The sequence below is a fragment of the Streptomyces armeniacus genome (assembly GCF_003355155.1).
GTDB lineage: Bacteria > Actinomycetota > Actinomycetes > Streptomycetales > Streptomycetaceae > Streptomyces > Streptomyces armeniacus.
Map to the genome: position 1 here is coordinate 3,273,400 of NZ_CP031320.1, position 19,409 is coordinate 3,292,808.

7 protein-coding genes and 2 pseudogenes are annotated in these 19,409 nt (G+C 70.9%); 7 read left to right on the forward strand and 2 right to left on the reverse strand.

The genetic code is table 11. The features are described from left to right. Positions 1-52: 52 nt before the first annotated feature. Positions 53-2,497 carry an MMPL family transporter gene (locus DVA86_RS14190; protein WP_208878628.1) on the reverse strand — a complete coding sequence of 815 codons (2,445 nt, stop codon included), beginning with the start codon at positions 2,495-2,497 and terminating at the stop codon, positions 53-55. A 358-nt stretch (positions 2,498-2,855) separates the two neighbouring features. On the opposite strand from DVA86_RS14190, the gene DVA86_RS14195 reads away from it, so the two are divergent. Together DVA86_RS14195 and DVA86_RS14200 are read left to right on the forward strand one after the other, a co-directional pair. Next, entirely contained in the window at positions 2,856-3,821 is a 966-nt protein-coding gene (locus tag DVA86_RS14195) for an ATP-binding cassette domain-containing protein (protein WP_208878630.1), read from the forward strand. Further along, positions 3,818-4,624: an ABC transporter permease gene (locus tag DVA86_RS14200; protein WP_208878632.1), complete on the forward strand. Its 807-nt coding sequence runs from the start codon at positions 3,818-3,820 to the stop codon at positions 4,622-4,624. Before DVA86_RS14195 ends, DVA86_RS14200 begins: the two co-directional genes overlap by 4 nt. Positions 4,625-4,689: 65 nt before the next feature. Here the strand turns inward: DVA86_RS14200 and DVA86_RS14205 are convergent, their stop codons facing one another. After that, positions 4,690-5,685 (reverse strand): helix-turn-helix transcriptional regulator, encoded by a 996-nt coding sequence (locus DVA86_RS14205; protein WP_208878633.1) that lies wholly within the window; start codon positions 5,683-5,685, stop codon positions 4,690-4,692. A gap of 139 nt (positions 5,686-5,824) precedes the next feature. On the opposite strand from DVA86_RS14205, the gene DVA86_RS14210 reads away from it, so the two are divergent. The 5 genes and pseudogenes from DVA86_RS14210 to DVA86_RS14230 form a co-directional block, all read left to right on the forward strand. Further along, complete coding sequence (locus DVA86_RS14210) at positions 5,825-6,091, forward strand: hypothetical protein (RefSeq protein WP_208878634.1); 267 nt, start codon at positions 5,825-5,827, stop codon at positions 6,089-6,091. A gap of 502 nt (positions 6,092-6,593) precedes the next feature. Further along, entirely contained in the window at positions 6,594-7,598 is a 1,005-nt protein-coding gene (gene sbnA / locus DVA86_RS14215) for a 2,3-diaminopropionate biosynthesis protein SbnA (RefSeq protein ID WP_208878635.1), read from the forward strand. Then, positions 7,595-15,499, forward strand: a complete 7,905-nt coding sequence (locus tag DVA86_RS14220) for a non-ribosomal peptide synthetase (RefSeq protein ID WP_208878637.1) — start codon at positions 7,595-7,597, stop codon at positions 15,497-15,499. The genes sbnA and DVA86_RS14220 overlap by 4 nt, the downstream gene beginning before the upstream one ends. Before the next feature lie 80 nt (positions 15,500-15,579). Next, positions 15,580-18,663: pseudogene (locus tag DVA86_RS14225) on the forward strand (non-ribosomal peptide synthetase); the annotation flags it as partial. Between the two features lie 29 nt (positions 18,664-18,692). Then, positions 18,693-19,220, forward strand: a pseudogene (locus DVA86_RS14230) (MBL fold metallo-hydrolase); the annotation flags it as partial. Positions 19,221-19,409 lie beyond the last annotated feature (189 nt).

Genomic DNA, 19,409 nt, shown 5'->3' on the forward strand with positions numbered 1-19,409 from the left:
TGGTCCCTGTCTCTTTCTTGTCTGCGTGCCGCTCTGGATCTGCCGGAGTACGTCAGCGCCTGAACAGATCGTCGTTCCGGCTGGGGTCGACAATGATCATGGTGTTGTCGTTGTCCACACGGGCGGGTGGCTGCTGGCCGGTGGGCTGAGGCTGGCCGGCGCCCTGAGGCTGGCCGACGGGCTGCGGCTGCTGGCCGGGCTGGCCCTGCCCCGGCAGCTGCGCTCCGCGCAGCCGCACCGTGGCTTCCGGCTGCTGCGAGGCCTGCGGTGCGACGCCCGGAGCGGGCTGGAACGCCTGGGTCTGGAGCGAGGGCGCCGGCTCCCCGTACGCCCCTTGCGGCGGCTCGACGGGGGCCTGGAAGCGCCGGGGCTTCCAGTTCGCCTCGCCGAGCAGCGCCATGACGGAGGGCAGCAGCATGGCCCGTACGACCGTGCAGTCCAGCAGCACCGCGACGGCGAGGCCGACGCCCAGCTGCTTGAAGTCCTGCATGGCCAGGGTGCCGAACACCGCGAACACCGCGACCATGATCAGGCCCGCGCTGGTGACGACACCGGCGGTGGAACGGATGCCGTGCTCGATCGCGTCCCGGGTGGAGACGCCCTGGTCGTGGGCCTCCCGGATCCTGGACACGACGAACACGTGGTAGTCCATCGACAGCCCGAAGAGCACCACGAACACGAACAGCGGCATCCAGGACTCGACCGCTCCCGGCGCCTCCGTGCCCACCAGCGCGTCGCCCCAGCCGTGCTGGAACACGGCGGCCATCACGCCGTACGCCGCGCCCACGGACATCAGGTTCAGCACGATCGCGGTCAGCGCGATCACGGGGGAGCGGAACGTGAACAGCATCAGCAGGAAGGTGACGCCCATGACGAAGGCGAAGACCGGCACGATGCTGCCGCTGAGCGCGTCGCTGTAGTCCTCGGAGAAGGCCAGTTCGCCGCGTACGAGCACGGTGTCGCCGGTGGGGTCGAAGGCCTTCGGGATGATCTCGCCCCGCAATGCCTCCAGCGCGTCCTTGGACTTGGCGTCACTGCCGTTGCCGGCCAGCGGCACGCTGATCTCGGCGACGTTCTCCGAGTCGTGCACCTTGGTCTGGATCGGCTTCTGGGCGTGTCCGGAGGCGAGTGCCTCCTTCTTGAAGGCCGCGATGGCCTGGGTGACCTCGGGGGACTTGATGTCGTCCGACTCGATGACGACGCCTGCCGGGGAGGGCGTACCGGGGAACTCGTCGCCGATCTGCTGGGCCACCGAGACCATCGGGTCGTCGGGCGGCAGCAGTTCGTCGGTGCCGAGCTTCTCCGTCTTCATGCCCAGGGCCGGCGCGGCCAGGGCGAGCAGCATCGCCGAGCCGACCACGGCGAAGAGGGCGGGGCGGGCGAGGACGCCGCGGAGCAGCTTGTTGCTCTGCTGCGGCGTGCCCGCGGCGACGGCGGCGTCACGGCGCTTGCTGACGAACGGGATACGGCCCTTCTGCACCCTGTCGCCGAGCGCGGCCATGGCGGCGGGCAGCACGGTCATGGAGCCGAGCACCGCGATCAGCACGACCTCGATGGTGGCCATGGCGAAGCCCTCGAAGACCGTCAGGCCGGAGAGGAACATGCCGGCCATCGCGACGACGACGGTGATACCGGAGACGAGCACGGAGTGGCCGGAAGTGGCCGCGGCGATGTGCAGCGCGGTCTTCTTGTCGCGGCCGGCCGTACGCTCCTCGCGCTCGCGGCGCAGGTAGAAGAGGCAGTAGTCGACGCCGACGGCGAGGCCCATCAGGAACATCACGGAGGTGGTCATGCCGTCCACCGGGACGAACTGGCTGCTGACCGCGAGGAGTCCCATCGCGGCGACACAGGCGGTGACCGCCAGGAGCAGCGGGAGCAGCGCGGCCACCAGGGCGCCGAAGACCACGAGCAGGATGCCGAGGGACACCGGCAGCGCCGTCATCTCGGCGCGCAGCAGGTCTTCGCCGAGGCTGTCGTTGATGGCCTTGAGGCCGGTCGCCGCGCCGTACTGGCCGAGGGTCACGCCGTCCGCGGACTCCTCGGTGTCCTTGACGGCGTCGATCACCGGCTGGATGCGCTCGGACGCGGTCTCCGGGTCCCCCTTGACCTCGTACTGGATCAGCGCGGAGTGCTTGTCCTTGGACACCACCTTGGTGGTGTTCGGGTTCTGCACCGCCGTGACCAAGTCGGTCTTCTTGATCGCGGCTACGGCGCTGTCCACCGTCGAGCGGAACTCAGGGTCCGTGGCCGTGAGTTCGTCGCTGTGTACGAGGATCAGTTCCTCGGCGGGCGGCGCGAGGTCGTGCTCCTGGAGGATCCGTTCGGCCTTGCCGGAGTCGCCCGTCCCGTAGTCCGCCTCGGTCATGGTCTGTTGTCCGGCCGCCCCACCCAGCACGGTGACCAGTACGACCATGATCAGCCAGCCGAAGATGGCCGTCTTGCGATGGTTGGCACTCCAGTCACCCAGCGCGGCGGCGAAGTTGCGTTTGCTTGCCATTAGCTCTCCTGCGGTCAACAGTCATGCCCCGTGACGGGTCCCGCGTCCTGGAGTCGGACTTGGACCTTCGGGGCCGAAGTCCGCGGTGGCCAGTGGGGGCCCTTGCCGACGGTAGAGGCCGCCCTTGTGCGCTCAGAGGCACAACGGGTGCAGCAACATGCCCTCGCATACTGTTGCCATCACATATCGCCCATAGTGGGCATCGTCCGCGACGCTCCGCTGTTAGATTCCGCAACAACCTCATCCTCATCCGAATTCCGGCTCTGTGTGCGGGGATCCGGCGCCGCGCACGGGGATCGGCGTACGGGGATACGGGGATTTTTCTCAGGCTGAGAGAACTAATAGGGAGGGGGGAACCGTGGAGATCGCCATCCAGGCGGAGGGGCTGGGAAAGCGGTACGGAGACACCCAGGCGCTGGCGGGGGTGAACCTCGAGGTCCAGAGCGGTACGGTGCTGGGCCTTCTCGGGCACAACGGCGCGGGCAAGACCACCACGGTGCGGATTCTTGCCACGCTGCTCGAGCACGACGAGGGGCACGCCAGAGTGGCCGGGTTCGACGTGGCGCGTGACCCGCTTGAAGTACGCCGTCGTATCGGCCTCGCGGGCCAGTACGCCGCCGTGGATGAGCTGTTGACCGGCCGCGAGAACCTCGTGATGCTCGGCAAGCTGCTGAAACTCGGCAAGCGCGGTGCCGTGGCACGCACCGAGGAACTGCTGTCCAGCTTCGACCTGGAGGGCGCCGCCGACCGTCCGGTCGGCACGTACTCCGGCGGTATGCGGCGCCGGCTGGACCTGGCCGCCTCCCTGATATCCGCCCCCACCGTGCTGTTCCTGGACGAGCCCACCACGGGCCTCGACCCGAGCAGCCGGATGATGCTGTGGCAGATGGTGCGTCAGCAGGTGGCGCAGGGCGTGACGGTGCTGCTCACCACGCAGTATCTGGAGGAGGCCGACTTCCTGGCCAACCGGATCGTGGTGTTCGGCTCCGGGCGGTCGCTCGCCGAGGGCACGCCCGACGAGTTGAAGCAGAAGGTCGGTGGCGAGTGGCTGGAGATCCTGCTCGCCAATCCGCAAGCCGTCCCGCTCGCGCTCTCCGCCCTGTCGCGGGTGGCCATGGCGACTCCGATGGTGGACGACACGAGCCGGCGCATCCAAGTGCAGCTGGACAACCGCATGAACGCCATCGCGGCGTCGGCCGCGGCCCTGGAGGCGATCGGCGTCGAGGTCGTCGAGTTCGCCATGCGCCGGCCGACTCTTGACGACGTATTCTTCCAGTTGACCGGCGCGAAGAGGGGCGGCTCCACCGCCGAGGAGGCGCAATGAGCAGCACTACTCCCAACGCGGGTTCACCCGGGCTGACGGACATCCTGACGCTGACCGGACGGCACTTGCGCCATCTGAAGCGCACCCCGGAGAAGATCATCTCCACCGCGCTGACGCCGGTCGCCATGGTGGTCATCCTCGGCTACCTGTTCGCCAGTGTGCTGAGCATCCCGGGCGGTGTGGCGTACAAGAGTTACGTGATGGCCGGGGTGTACACCCAGGTCGGTCTCACCTGTGTGGGCATCACGGCGCTCGGCGTGGCCACGGACATGAACAAGGGCCTGATCGACCGGTTCCGCTCGCTCCCCATGGGCCGTCCGGCGGTGCTGGTGAGCCACACCGCGGCGGACATGGTGCCCGCCATGATCAGCATGGTCACGGTGACCGCCGTCGGGCTGCTGGTGGGCTGGCGTACGGACAGCGACCCGCTGTCGATCATGCTCGGCTTCGTGCTGCTGCTGTCCTTCTGCTACGCGATGCTGTGGCTCGGCGCGCTGCTGGGCCTGGTCATACGCAACGTGGAGGCCATCAACGGCATTTCGGCGCTCGTCATCGTGCTGTTCTCCTTCCTCTCCAGCGCCTTCATGCCGTTGCACAAGCTGCCGGACGGTCTGCGCATCGTCGTGGAGTGGAACCCGGCCAGCTCGCTGTCCGCCGCCGTACGGGAACTGTGGGGCAACCAGCCCAACCTGGGTGAGCCGAGCTTCGCCGTGGCCAACGCCCTGCCCATCGCGACCGGTTCCATCGCCCTGATGATCCTTGTACTGGTGCCGATGAGCCTGCGCCTGTTCCGGCTCCGCTGAGTGCCGTGCCCGTAAGTACCGAGAGGCGGACCATGCGCAGGCGACACGCGAACCCCGCGCGCGGCTTAGGTGAGGCGCAGCCAGCCGCGCTCAGCGGCGATGGCTCCGGCCTGGAAGCGGCTGCGTGCGCCCAGCTCGCTCATGAGCTCGGCGGTGATCCGGCGCGAGGTGCGCACGGAGATGCCCAGCTTCCGGGCCACCACCTCGTCCGTGTGCCCGCGTGCCAACAGGCCCAGCACGGTCTGCATTTGCGGCGTGAGGCCGGTGGTGCTGTGCCGCGACGGCGGGCTGCCGAAGGGCGAGGCCTCCTGCCAGGTCTGCTCGAACAGCGAGCACAGCGCGGTGATGAACGCTGTGCCGTGCAGCAGCAGGGCTCCGCTGGCGGTGTTCTCCGGATCGCTCGGAATGACCGCCGACTGACGATCGAAAACGATCATGCGCAGCGGCAACGCGGGCGCCAGCCGTATGCGCGCGCCCAGTTCGTTCAGCCACTCCAGGTACGACACCGTCCTGGAGTGGTTGACGACGCTTTCCAGGTAGACGGAACGCATGCTCACACCACGCCGGAGGAGCATCTCGTCCAGTGGCCGGCTGGCTTCCCGGTTCGATTCGGACTGCCCGCCTCCGGTGATGAATTCCAGCACTTCAGACGTACAGTTGTGAGCCAGTTCTTCGAGCTTGACCCGTACGGCGTCGACACCGTCGAGCCGTTCTACGTCCAGTTTGCGTCCGTCCTGGACCGAGGCGCTGTATTCCGCGACTAGCTGCCGGATCGCGACCCGGCTGGAGGTGATCTCGTGCTGCCGCTGCGCCAGTTCCGACTGCCGCTGTGCCAGCAGATGCTCCAGGCCCACCTCGGGGTCGACGAGGAGCAGCCCACTGGGCTGTTGATCAGACCTGCGCGTGAGAGACAGTCGCGCTAATTCGTCCAGCGCGTCCCGGACTCTTTCCGGCGGCCAGTGAAGCTCGTCGGCGAGTTCCGCCACGCCGAGCTCCGGAGCACTCAACATGGCCCGATAGACGCTCTCGCCATCCGCACTGAGCCCGAGAATCCCCAGCATTCGCCCTGCTCCCCCCAATGAACTGGTCGCTGCCAACCCCCGCTGACCGGCGCTTTGCATGCTACGACACCCCCGATCCAAGCCCTAAGGCTTGCGGAGAGTGTGGCAGCACTGTTGCACAGCGGGTACGTCATGAGAGGTGACGATGTACCTAGTGTCCGGCCGCCTGCTGCGCGGCCAGACCGTCGTGGACGCCACCCAGGTGCGCGAGCTCATGCACGCCTCGGCCGACCCGGAGGACGGGCTCGAACACGTCTACGCCGAGACGGACACGGACAGCGCGCAAACGGTGCTCTACCTGCGCGCTCACACGCCCGATCATGCCAAGGAGGCGGCGCGGCGAATCATGATCAGGATGCTGGCCCAGGATGAGCTGCTCGGCTGGCACTGGGAGGGCGAGACCTGAGGCGCGGCGACGGCTCGTACGGCTTTACTGACGGGTAATCAACTCCCCTGCTGCGCCCGTCACTCAGCGAGTTCTATGGAAAATCCTAGTCTTCAAAACGGCCCGATGGTGGCAAAGTCATGCCACCGCAGGACCCTGACACCGCGAATCTGTGACAGCGGATCGGGGCTCGGGTGACTATTTGGGCCACGGGGAGCAGGAAGTGTGTGGATCATGACCGGTCCACTGCCTGCACATAGATGAGTAACGGGGGAGTACGTACCAATGCGTTCCAGTCAGCACAGTGCGGTCTTCAGAGTGTCCCTGGGCACTGAGGGGGAGTCCTCGGCCGGCACGGCCATCCACGTCCGCGTACCGCGCACGTTTGCGACGCCGGCGGTCGGCTGGGAGTAGGACGGCCGGCTGTGCCGCCTTGCGGCAGCACCGGAGGCCGCGGGCGCTCTGCCGCGAGCCTCAGCCTCGATACAGCACGGACACAACACCGAGTGGGGAGAGTCGGCTTGTGCCTGTCATCACAACACCGCAGGAGTTCAACGAGGAAGATCTCTTCGTTGACCTGCGTGAGCTGTACGGATATCCGCTCTATCTCAAGTGCGAGGGCTTCAACTTCGCCGGCTCGGTGAAGCTCAAGGCCGCCGCCTCCATGGTGGCCGCGGCCGAACTGAGCGGTCAGCTGCGGCCGGGCTCGACCATCATCGAGTCGTCCTCCGGGAACCTCGGCATGGCGCTCGGCCTGATCGCCGCGAACAAGGGCTACCGCTTCGTGTGCGTGGTCGACTCGCGTACGAACCCGTCCACCCGGCAGGTGATCGAGGCCCTCGGCAGCGAGGTGCACGTCATCACCGAGCCCTCGCCGACCAGCGGCTTCCTGGGCGCCAGGCTGGACTACGTGCGTGCGCTGTGCGAGGGGGACTCGAGCTACGTCTGGCTCAACCAGCACGCCAATCCGGACAATTGGCGGGCCCACTACCGCACCACGGCGCCCACCATCGAGAAGCAGTTCCCCGCGATCGAGTACCTCTTCGTGGGGGCCGGGACCACCGGCACGCTGATGGGCTGCGCCCGCTACTTCAAGGACCAGCCCGGCTCCGACGTGACCGTGGTCGGCATAGACAGCCAGGGTTCGGTGACCTTCGGCGCCGAGCCGGGCCCGCGGTCGATTCCGGGCCTCGGCGCCGGAGTACGCCCGGCGCTGTTCGACGAGAGCTACCTCGACGACTACGTGCTGGTCTCCGAGGAGGACACCATCCGCACCTGCCACGCGCTGGCCCGCGGAGGATTCCTGTTCGGGGGCTCCACCGGCACCGTCGTACGGGGTGCGCTCGAGTGGCTGGAACGGCATCGCCCCGGTGAGGACGTCACCGCCGTCGCGATCTCACCCGACCTCGGTGACCGCTACCTGGACACCGTCTACCGGACCGAGTGGGTCCGGGAGGTCTACGGGCTGGACGAGCGCGACTTGGGCCTGCCACCGGACATCGTCTCCTCTGGAGTGGGTGAACCATGAGCGATACCGCCCCGATCGAGCTGCCTCTCCTGAGCGCACAGCGCGAGATGTGGTTCGCGCAGCAACTCGACTCGGGAAACCCGGGCTTCACCATGGCCGACCACATCGACCTGATCGGGCCGCTGGAGCAGGCCCGGCTCGAGTGGGCCTGGCAGTGTGTGCTCGAGGAGACCCAGACCCTGCGCGCGCGCTTCACCGAGCGCGCGGGCGAGCCCGTGCAGACCATCCACCCCGGCACCGGACAGCCCATACGGGTCTGGGACTTCACCGGCTACCAGGACCCGCTGGCGGCCTCCGCCGAGAGCATGCAGGCCGACCTGCGGCGCCCCTCCTCGCTGGACGAGCAGGCGTACGCGGCGGAGCTGCACCTGCTCGACGTGGGGTACAGCAGGCTGTTCATCCGGGCGAACCACATCCTGATGGACGGCTTCAGCCGGACGCTCTTCTACTCCCGGCTGGCCGACCTGTACGCCGGCCGGGCCGGTGAACCGCTGCCCCCGCTGCGGCAGCTGGTCGAGGAGGAGGCGGAGTACGCCGCCTCCGAGCGCTGCCGCAAGGACGCCCGCTTCTGGGCCGCGCGCTTCCCGGAGACCCCGCAGCCGACCCGGCTGTCCCAGCGGCTCCCCGGGCACGCGCGGCACACGCTGCGGGCCAGCGCGCCGATCCCGGCGGGTACGGCGGAGCGGCTGCAGGCGATGGCCTGGGAGGCGCGGGTCACCTGGCCGACGCTGCTGATCGCGGCCACCGCGGGCTGCATCCGCCAGCTGACCGGCGAGAGCGACGTGCTGCTCACCATGCCCGTACCGGCCCGGCGTTCGGCGGCGGCCCAGAAGGTGCCGGGCATGCGGGCGAACTTCCTGCCGCTGCCGCTGCACCTGCCGCCGGGCATCAAGCGCGCCGAACTCCTCCGCCACACCGCGTCGATGGTCCGCGGCACCATGCGCCACCAGGACTACCGGGGCGACCAGCTGCGCCGCGAGCTCGGCTTCACCGGGGACGCCGGCGCGTACGGCCCCACCGTCAACGTCCTGGACTCCGGCGCGGACCTGGACTTCGGCCCCTGCCGTGGCCAGCTGCACAACGTGTCCACCGGGCCGGTGCCAGACCTGCAGATCATCTTCCTGGACGCGCCCGGCGCGGGCTGGACCGTCCGCGTCGACGCCCACCCGAGCCTCTACACCGAGCAGGAGCTGGCCGAGCTGCACGGCCGGCTGCTGAGCTATCTCGAGGAGTTCGCCCAGGCGCCGGAGGAACTGCCCCTCGGCCGGATCGACGCGCTGCGCCCGGCGGAGTGCGACGCCATGCTCGGCGTCGGTGCCGGCAGCGCCAACGGATACTTCTTCGACGACGTCGTCAGCCGCGTACGCCAGGTGGCGAGCCGCACCCCGGACGCCATCGCGGTCAACGACGGCGTGGAGCAGCTGACGTACGCCGCGCTGGCGGCACGTGCCGGCATGCTGTCGCACCGGCTGGCCGCGGAGCGGGTCAGCGCCAACTCGCTGGTGGCGATCGCGGCGCTGCCCGGCGCCAGCTATGTGACCGCCGTGCTGGCCGTGCTGGGCGCGGGCGCGGCCTGGGTGCCGCTCGACGTCAACGCGCCCGTGTCGCGCGGCGCGGGGCTGCTCACGGACAGCGGCGCCCGGGTGCTGCTGGTGGGGAACGGCGCGGAGGAGTACGCCCGGGGCGTACTCGCCGAGACTCCGGGCAAGCGCCGCCCGATGATCGAGCTGGACGCGCCGCCGGGATCGCTGTCCCAGCGCCCGGCGCTCGCCGGTGAGACCGACCCCACCATCATGCTGCCGAACAACATCTCGCCCTCGCCCGCCGGCAGCAGCATGCCCGCGGACGACGATCTGGCGTACGTCATCTTCACCTCGGGCTCCACCGGCAAGCCCAAGGGCGCCATGGTGCACCGCCGCGGCATGGTCAACCACCTGCTGGCCAAGGTGGAGGACCTCCGGCTGACCAAGCGGGACAGCATCGTCCACAACGCGCCGGTGACCTTCGACATCTCGGTCTGGCAGATGCTCTCGGCGCTGGTGACCGGCGGCACGACCCGCGTGGTCTCCACCGACCTGGCCGGCGACCCGCAGGGGCTGTTCGGGCTGGTGGACGCCGAGGGCATCACCATCCTGGAGGTGGTGCCGTCCCTGCTGCGCATCGTGCTGGACGAGTGGGAGTCCGGCGCCCAGCGCCCCGTACTGACGACCCTGCGCCGGCTCGTGGTCACCGGCGAGGCGCTGCCCGCCGACCTGTGTCACCGCTGGCTCGCGCTCTACCCGAACATCCCGCTGGTCAACGCGTACGGCCCCACGGAGTGCTCGGACGACGTCACACACGCCTACATCCGTACCGGCCAGGAACTGACCTCCGCGCGCACGCCGGTGGGCGCCCCGGTGCGGAACACCACGCTGTACGTTCTGGGCGACGGCCTGCGCCCGGTGCCGTCCGGGATGCCGGGCGAGCTGTACGTCGGCGGGATCGGCGTGGGCCGAGGCTACATCCAGGACCCGTGCAAGACGGCCGTCACCTTCCTGCCCGACCCCTTCGCCGAAACTCCGGGCGCCCGGATGTACCGCACCGGCGACCGCGTGGTGCACCGGCCGGACGGGCAGCTCGAGTTCCTGGAGCGGGTCGACCACCAGATCAAGATCCGCGGACACCGGATCGAACTGGGCGAGGTCGAGGCGGCGTTGCGCTCCGTGCCGGGCGTCACCGACTCGGTGGTGAACGTCGCGAAGGACACGCGCGGCTCCTCCGTACTCGTCGGCTACCTCGCCGGAAGCGCGCAGGTGCCCGACGTGAAGGCGGCGCTGGCCGCCGAGCTCCCGGACTACATGGTCCCGGGCGCCTTCGTCGTGCTCGACAGCCTGCCGCTGACGGCGAACGGCAAGGTGGACCGCAAGGCCCTGCCGGCGCCCGACTTCGGCTCCGCGACCGGCGGCCGCCCGCCCCGGAACCCGCAGGAGCGGATGCTCTGCGAACTCTTCGCAGAGGTGCTCGGCCTGGAGACCGTCTCGGCCGAGGACAACTTCTTCGAACTCGGCGGCCACTCGCTGCTGGCGACCAGGGTGATCAGCCGGCTGCGCGTGCTGCGCGGCATCGAACTCCCGGTGAAGACCGTCTTCGAGACCCCGACGGTGGCCGGGCTGGCCCTGCTGCTCGGCGACGCCGCGGAGGCACGGCCGGCGCTCACCAAGGCCGTACGCCCGGAGCGGCTGCCGCTGTCGAACGGTCAGCAGCGGCTCTGGGTGCTCAGCCACCTGGAGGAGGGCAGCGCCACCTACCACCTGCCGCGGGCCCTGCGGCTGCGCGGCCGGCTCGACAAGCGGGCGCTGGAGGAGGCGCTGACGGACGTCGTCGGCCGGCACGAGGCGCTGCGTACGGTCTACCCGGAGACGGACGGCCGCGCGGAACAGCTGATCCTGAGCCCCACCACCGCCCGCCTGGAGCTGCCGGTGTGCCGGCTGGCCCACGAGTCCGAGCTGGCGGACGCGATGACCGAGCGGGCCCGGCGGCCGTTCCGGCTGGCCGACGAACTGCCGCTGCGGGCCGAGCTGTTCGAGCTGTCCGAGCAGGACCACGTACTGCTGGTGGTGCTGCACCACATCGCGGGCGACGGCTGGTCGGTGCTGCCGCTGGCGCAGGACCTGAGCACGGCCTACGCGGCGCGGCTGCACGGTACGGCCCCGGGCTGGGAGCCGCTGCCGGTGCAGTACGCCGACTACACGCTGCACCAGCGGGAACTCCTCGGTGACGACATCGAGGGCGGCAGCCCGCTCGCGGCCCAGCAGATCGACTTCTGGCGGCACGAACTCACCGGCATGCCCGAGGAGCTGGAGCTGCCGACGGACTATCCGCGTCCGGCCGTGAACTCGTACGAGGGCGGCCTCGTCTCCTTCGGCATCGGCGCCGAACTGCACCGCGCCGTCAGCGAACTGGCCGGCTCCGTGGGCGCGAGCCCGTTCATGGTGCTGCAGGCCGCGCTCGCCACCCTGCTCGGCAAGGTCAGCAACGCCACGGACATCCCGCTCGGCACCCCGGTCGCGGGCCGTACGGACGCCGCGCTGGAGCAGCTGGTCGGCTTCTTCGTGAACACCATGGTGCTGCGCAACGACCTGTCCGGGGACCCGACGTTCCGGGAGCTGCTGAGCCGGGCGCGGGACACCGACCTGGCGGCCTTCGCGAACCAGGACGTGCCGTTCGAGAGCGTCGTGGACGCGCTCAGCTCCAGCCGTTCGACGTCACGCCAGCCGCTGTTCCAGGTGATGCTGGCCTTCCAGAACAACGCACCGGCGGACTTCGGGCTGCCCGGCCTGACCACCGCCGTGCACGAGGTGCCCACCGGCACCGCCCGCTTCGACCTGGCCTTCGAACTCACCGAGCAGCGCGCGGCGGACGGCTCCCCCGCGGGCATCGAGGGCAAGCTGGAGTACAGCTCGGACATCTTCTCCGAGACCGGCGCCGCCACCCTCGCGAACCGGCTCGTCTGCCTGCTCGGCAAGGTGACCGGGCAGCCGGACAGCCGGCTCAGCACCTTCGACGCGATGCTCCCCGGGGAGCACGATCAGCTGCTGTACGGCTGGGGCGACGGCGGCCGGGCGGTGTCCCCGAGCGTGCTTCCCGACCTGTTCGCCGCCCGGGTGGCGGCCGATCCGCGCCGCACGGCACTGGAGTTCGCGGGTCACACGGTCACCTTCGGCGCGCTGAACGAGCAGGCCAACCGGCTGGCGCACCTCCTGATGGCGCGCGGCGTCGGCCCGGGCGACACGGTGGCGCTGGTGCTGCCGCGCTCGGCGGCCACCGTGACCGCCGTACTGGCCGTGCTCAAGGCGGGCGCCGCGTACCTGCCCGTGGACCCCGCGTACCCGCGGGACCGGATCGCGCACATGCTGTCCGACGCCCGGCCCGCGGCGATCCTCAGCAACCCCTCCCAGCTGACCGCGCTGCCCGGCCCGAACGACCCCGGGTACGCCGACCTGCCCGCGCCGATCCTGCTGAACAGCCGGCGCACCCACTACGAGATGTCCGGCTGCTCCCGGCGCAACCCCACGGACCGGCACCGCACCCGTCCGCTGCGGCCGATGGACGCGGCGTACGTCATCTACACCTCGGGGTCCTCCGGGCTCCCGAAGGGCGTGGCCGTACCGCACGCCTCGGTGTCGGTGCTGTGCTCGCAGCATCAGCTCTTCGGGGTGGACGAGAACAGCCGGGTGCTCCAGTTCGCCTCGCTCAGCTTCGACGCCGCCGCCTGGGAGATCATCTCCACCCTGCTGGCCGGCGCGGTCCTGGTGCTCGCCAGGGACGAGGAGCGCTCGCCGGGTGAGCCGCTGGCCCAGCTGATCGCCGACTCCCGGATCGACGTGGTCTGCCTGCCGCCCACCGTGCTCTCCGCCTGGCCGGAGGACCGGGCGATGCCCGACGGGCTCACCGTGATCACCGCGGGCGAGGCGTGCCCGCCGGAGCTGGTCGGCCGCTGGTCACCGGGGCGCCGGATGCTCAACGCCTACGGGCCCACCGAGACGACCGTCTGCGCCACCATCAGCGACCCGCTCCAGGGCGCGGTGAAGCCGCCAGTCGGCCGCCCGCTCGCCGGGACCATGGTGAGGGTCCTGGACGACGGGCTGCGGCCGGTACCGGTCGGCGTCACGGGCGAGCTGTACATCAGCGGCGCCGGCCTGGCCCTGGGCTACCTCAACCGCCCCGGGCTGACCGCCGGCCGGTTCACGGCCGACCCGTACGGTTCGCCGGGCAGCCGGATGTACCGCACGGGCGACGTGGTGCGCTGGCTGCCGGACGGCCGGCTGGACTACGTCTCCCGGGCCGACGACCAGGTCAAACTGCGCGGCTTCCGCATCGAGCTGGGCGAGATCGAGACCGCGCTGCTGGCCGACCCGCTGATCGCGCAGGCCGCGGTCATCGTGCGGGAGGACCGGCCCGGCGAACGCCGGCTGGTGGGTTACGCCGTGCCGAACGCCGCCCCCGGACCGGACGGCGAACCGGAGCTGGACACCGCGGCGGTACGCGGCCGGCTGGCCGCCGCGCTGCCGGACTACATGGTCCCGGCGGCGCTCGTACCCATGACGGACCTGCCGCTGACCGGCAACGGCAAGCTGGACCGCCGGGCGCTGCCGGAGCCCGAGTACGGCACCTCCGCCACCAGCCGGGAGCCGGTCACGTCGCTGGAGGAGGCGCTCTGCGGGGCGTTCGCCGAGGTGCTGGGCCTGGAGAAGGTCGGCGCCGACGACAGCTTCTTCGACCTGGGCGGCGACTCGATCATCTCCATCCAGCTGGTCAGCCGGGCCCGCAAGGCGGGCTTCGTGCTCACCGCCCAGGACGTGTTCACGCACCGCACTCCGGCCGCGCTGGCGGCCGTGGCGCAGACGGCCGCGGAGCAGGTGGTGCTCGGCACGGACGACGGTGTCGGCGAGCTGCCGCTCACCCCCATCGTGCACTGGCTGCGTGAGCTCGGCGGGCCGATGGACGGCTTCCACCAGGCGGTGGTCGTGCACACCCCGGCCGGCGCGACGCAGCAGCTGCTCGGCAGCGCGCTGCAGGCGGTCGTCGACCAGCACGACGCGCTCCGGCTGAGCCTCGGCGGCTCCGGCGCGGAGTGGACGCTGCGGGTCTCCGAGCCGGGCAGCGTGGACGCCGCGCGGCTGCTGCGCCGTACGAGCCTGGACACGTCCTCGCCGGAGGCGGTGACCGGCCAGGTGGTGGCGGAAGCGGACACCGCGCGGCGTGAACTGGCGCCGCGCGACGGCGTGATGCTGCGCGCGGTGTGGTTCGACGCGGGGCCGTCGGCGCCGGGCCGGCTGCTGCTGACGCTCCACCACCTCGCGGTGGACGGCGTGTCCTGGCGGATCCTGCTGCCGGACCTGAACGCCGCGTACGACGCACTGCGCGCCGGTCAGCGGCCCCAGCTGGAACCGGTCGGGACCTCGCTGCGGCACTGGGCCGGACTCCTCGTCGAGGAGGCGCGTTCGGTGCAGCGCACGGCGGAGATCCCGCTGTGGCACGAGGTGCAGGACACCCCGGACAGCCTGCTGGGCAGCCGTCCGCTCGACGCGGCGCGGGACCTTGTGCACACCGGCGGCTCGCTGCGCCTGGAGCTGAGCGCGGAGACCACCAGGGCGGTGCTGACCGAGGTGCCGTCGGTCTTCCACGCCGAGGTCAACGACGTGCTGCTCACCGGGCTCGCGCTGGCCGTCGCCGACTGGCGCAACGGGCGCGGGGACGACGGCAGCGCACTGCTGCTGGACCTGGAGGGCCACGGGCGGGAGGAGTTCGCCGAGGGCGTCGACCTGAGCCGTACGGTCGGCTGGTTCACGACGGTCTGCCCGATCCGGCTGGACATCGACAGCCTGGACTGGGACGAGGTCTGGGCCGGCGGCCCGGAGGTGGGGCGGCTGCTGAAGTCCGTGAAGGAGCAGCTGCGTTCGCTGCCCGACCACGGTCTCGGCTTCGGCGTGCTGCGCTATCTCGCGCCGGACTCCGCCGGGCTGTCGCCCACCGTCACGCCCCAGATCGGCTTCAACTACCTGGGCCGACTGCCCGCCGCGCGGCACGAGCCCTGGACACCGGCACCGGAGTCCGGGCAGGTCGCGGCCGGCGCGGACGACGACATGCCGCTGCCGCACGTACTGGACGTCAATGCGCTCGCCGAGGAGCGGCCGGAGGGCACACAGCTGGTGGCCACCTGGTCCTGGGCGGGACAGGTGCTCACCGAGGCGGACGCGCGGGGGATCGCGGACAGGTGGTTCCGCGCCCTCGAGGTCCTCGTCGCCCACGCGCGCAACCCCGACGCGGGCGGCTACACACCCTCGGACGTGGAGCTGTTGACGCTGAGCCAAGAGGAACTCGACGAGTTCGAAACCTGGACGGATGAGTGGTCCCAGTGAATGCGCCGCCGAACACCGCCGCCACCACTGTGGCACCGCCGCCGAGCTCTGCCAGGGCGAAGCGGTCCAACCTCAGTGACGTGCTGCCGCTCACTCCGCTGCAGGAGGGGCTGCTGTTCCACGCCACGTACACGGACCAGGAGCTGGATGTCTACTCCATCCAGCTCGTGCTCGACCTGGAAGGCCCCCTCGACGCGGAGGCGCTGGAGGCGGCGGCGGACGAGCTGCTGATCCGGCACCCGAATCTGCGCGCGGCGTTCCGCTACCGCTCCAACGGCGACCCGGTGCAGCTCATCCCGCGTGCCATCGAACTGCCGTGGAAGCGGGCCGACCTGCGTTCGCTGTCCCCCGCGGAGCAGGAGCGCGAGGCCGACCGGATAACCGACGAGGAGCGGGTGCGGGCCTTCGACGTGGCGCGCCCGCCGCTGCTGCGGTTCGCGCTGCTGCGTACCGGTGAGAACACCCACCGGATGCTGATGACGGCGCACCAGATGCTGTTCGACGGCTGGTCGATGCCGATCGTCGTGCAGGAGCTGTTCGTGCTGTACGGCGGGCGCGGCGACCAACTGCCCCCGGTGACGCCGTACAAGAGCTACCTCACGCACCTCTCCAGCCGCGACACCCAGGGCGGTGAGGACACCTGGCGGCGCGTGCTGGACGGGCTGGACGGCCCGACGCTGGTGCCCGGCGGCAGCCAGGACGGCAAGGCGGAGCTGCCGGAGCGGCACATCGCTCGGCTCACCGTGGACTTCACCACCCGGCTGGGCGAGTTCGCGCGGGAGCGCGGGCTGACCCTCAACACGCTCGTGCAGGGCGCGTGGGCCCGGGTGCTGGCGAACCTCACCGGCCAGCGGGACATCGTCTTCGGCAGCACGGTCTCCGGCCGGCCGCCGGAGCTGCCCGGCGTGGAAACGATGGTGGGGATGTTCATCAACACCCTGCCCGTACGGGTCGACCTGGACCCCGCCAAGTCCTACGGGCAGATACTCGCCGAGCTGCAGAACCAGCAGACGGAGCTGCTGCCGCACCAGCACATGAGCCTCAACGAGATCCAGCGGCTCGCGCAGTCCGGCGAACTCTTCAACACGGTGCTGGTGTTCGAGAACTACCCGCTGGACCCGGACGCCATGGCCGATCCGGCGCCGGGCCTCCGGGTCACCGGAGTGCAGGCCAAGGACGCCACGCACTATCCGCTGAGCCTGATGGCGCTGCCCGGCGAGCGGCTGCGGCTGGACGTGCACTACGCCCCCAGCAGCTACTCCGCCGAACAGGCCGCCTCGGTGTCGGACCGGCTGGTGCACACCCTGCGCAAGATCGTCGACGAGCCGGACCGCCCGTTCGCCCAGCTCGACGCGCTGCTGCCGGGCGAGCAGCGGAAGGTCCTGGCGATGCCGTCCGGGCCGAACTTCCCGGACGAACTGAACGATGTCGTCCAGCGCGTACGGGACTTCGCCCGGCGGATGCCGGACGTGCAGGCCGTATGGGACGGGGAGACGGAGCTCAGCTACGCCGAACTGGCGGGCCGGGCCGGTGCGCTGTCCCGTTCGCTGGCCGAACGCGGCATCGGACCGGGCGCGCTGGTCGGCGTCCTCGCGGCGCCCGGCGCCCGCTTCGTCACCGCCGTGCTGGGCGTGCTGGGCTCGGGGGCCGGTTACGTACCGCTGGACGTGAACGCGCCGGACGCCCGGATCACCGGGCTGGCCGAGGACGCGGGACTGGCCCTGCTGCTGGCCGACGAGGCACACACCGAGCAGGGCGCCCGCTGCGCGCAGGAGGTGGCGGGCGCGGCGCCGCCCGTGGTCACCCTGGACGACAGGTACGAGGAGCCGGACTCGCTGCCGCCGCCGCGCGGCGCGGACGACGACCTGGCGTACGTCATCTTCACCTCCGGCTCCACCGGCAAGCCCAAGGGCGCCATGGTGCACCGCCGCGGCATGATCAACCACCTGCTCGCCAAGGTGGAGGACCTGAACCTGGTGGCGGCCGACGGGCTGGTGCACAACGCCCCGGTGACCTTCGACATCTCGGTGTGGCAGATGCTCTGCCCGCTGGTGAGCGGCGGCCGGCTGCGGGTCGTGGGCCCGCAGATCGCGGCCGACCCGGCCGAACTCTTCGGCCTGGTCGACGCGGAGCGGATCACCGTCCTCGAAGTGGTGCCCTCGCTGCTGCGTACGGCGCTGGACAGCTGGGACGAGGGCGCGCGCATCCCGGAGCTGACGTCGCTGCGCCGGCTGGTGGTCACCGGTGAGGCGCTGCCCTCTGACCTGTGCGAGCGCTGGTTCGGCTACTTCCCCGGCATCCCGCTGGTGAACGCGTACGGGCCGACGGAGTGCTCGGACGATGTCACGCACGCCCTGATCCGCACCTCCCGCGAGCTGGTGTCCGTACGCGCCCCGATCGGCACGGCCGTACGCAACACTGGCCTGTACGTCCTCGGCGACGGGCTGCAGCCGCTGCCTGCGGGAGTGCCGGGCGAGCTGTACGTCGGCGGCACCGGAGTGGGCCGCGGCTATCTCAACGATCCGCGGCGCACCTCCCACGTGTTCATCGCCGACCCGTTCTCGACGCAGCCGGGCGCCCGCATGTACCGCACCGGCGACCGGGTGCTGCAACACCCGGACGGCCGGCTGGAGTTCCTGGAGCGCCGGGACCACCAGGTGAAGATCCGGGGGCACCGGATCGAGCTGGGCGAGATCGAGGCGGCGCTGCGCGGCACACCCGGTGTCACCGACGCCGCCGTGGATGTCACCAAGGACGGCCGCGGCGAAGGCCGGCTGGTCGGCTACCTGGTGGGGGAGGCGGAGCCGGAGCAGGCCTCGGCCACGGTGTCCGCGCTGCTGCCGGAGTACATGGTGCCCACGGCGTACGTACGGCTGGACGCGCTGCCCCTGACGCCCAACGGCAAGGTGGACCGCAAGGCCCTGCCCGCGCCCGAGCTGGCGCTCGCCGGCAGCGGCCGCGCACCGCGGAACACCCGGGAGCGGCTGCTGTGCCGGGCGTTCGCGGAGGTGCTGGAGCTGGACGAGGTCTCCGTCGACGAGGACTTCTTCGCGCTCGGCGGCCAGTCGCTGCTCGCCACCCGGCTGGTCAGCAGGATCCGTTCACTGCTGAACACCGAGGTGCCGCTGCGTACGATCTTCGAGTCGCCCACCCCGGAGGGCCTGGCCGACCGGCTCACCCGCTCCGCCCCCGCCAAGTCGTGGTCATCGACCCGGCCCACGACGCCGACGCCATCACCACCGCCATCGCCGGCCGCACCCTCCGCGCCATCCTGTGCACCCACGCACACAACGACCACATCAACGCCGCACCCACCCTGTCGCGGCAGACGGGCGCGCCCGTCCTGCTGCACCCGGACGATCTGCAGCTGTGGACGATGACGCACCCGGACCGCGGCCCCGACGGCGAGCTGACCGACGGCCGTGTGCTGACCGTCGCGGGCACGGATATCACCGTGCTCCACACGCCGGGGCACGCGCCCGGCGCGGTCTGCCTGCACGCGCCGGAGCTCACCACCGTCTTCACCGGCGACACCCTGTTCAACGGCGGTCCCGGCGCCACAGGCCGCTCGTTCTCGGACTTCCCCACGATCATCGAGTCGATCCGGGAGCGGCTGCTGACCCTGCCGGACGACACCGTCGTACGCCCCGGGCACGGCGACTCCACCACCATCGGCGACGAGTCACCGCACCTCCAGGAGTGGCTGGACCGGGGGCACTGACCGCCCCGGCCGCGCTCTCCGCCCGCACGCGCCCGCCCGTTCCGCCGTACGCAACGGCGGGGCGGGCGGCGGTGTTTCCCCGCGCGGTGCGCCGTTCCGTACGCCGCTGTCAGTGCCGCGCGGTACACCTGGACGCGGTACACCTGAGGCGGGGAAGCCCCCGCCGGGAGCGTGCGGCGTACGAGACCG

Bases quoted from the DNA above. Each gene is read 5' to 3' on its own strand.
- DVA86_RS14190 (WP_208878628.1), bottom strand. From the start codon at position 2,497: ATGGCAAGCAAACGCAACTTCGCCGCCGCGCTGGGTGACTGGAGTGCC.
- DVA86_RS14200 (WP_208878632.1), top strand. From the start codon at position 3,818: ATGAGCAGCACTACTCCCAACGCGGGTTCACCCGGGCTGACGGACATC.
- DVA86_RS14205 (WP_208878633.1), bottom strand. From the start codon at position 5,685: ATGCTGGGGATTCTCGGGCTCAGTGCGGATGGCGAGAGCGTCTATCGG.
- DVA86_RS14220 (WP_208878637.1), top strand. From the start codon at position 7,595: ATGAGCGATACCGCCCCGATCGAGCTGCCTCTCCTGAGCGCACAGCGC.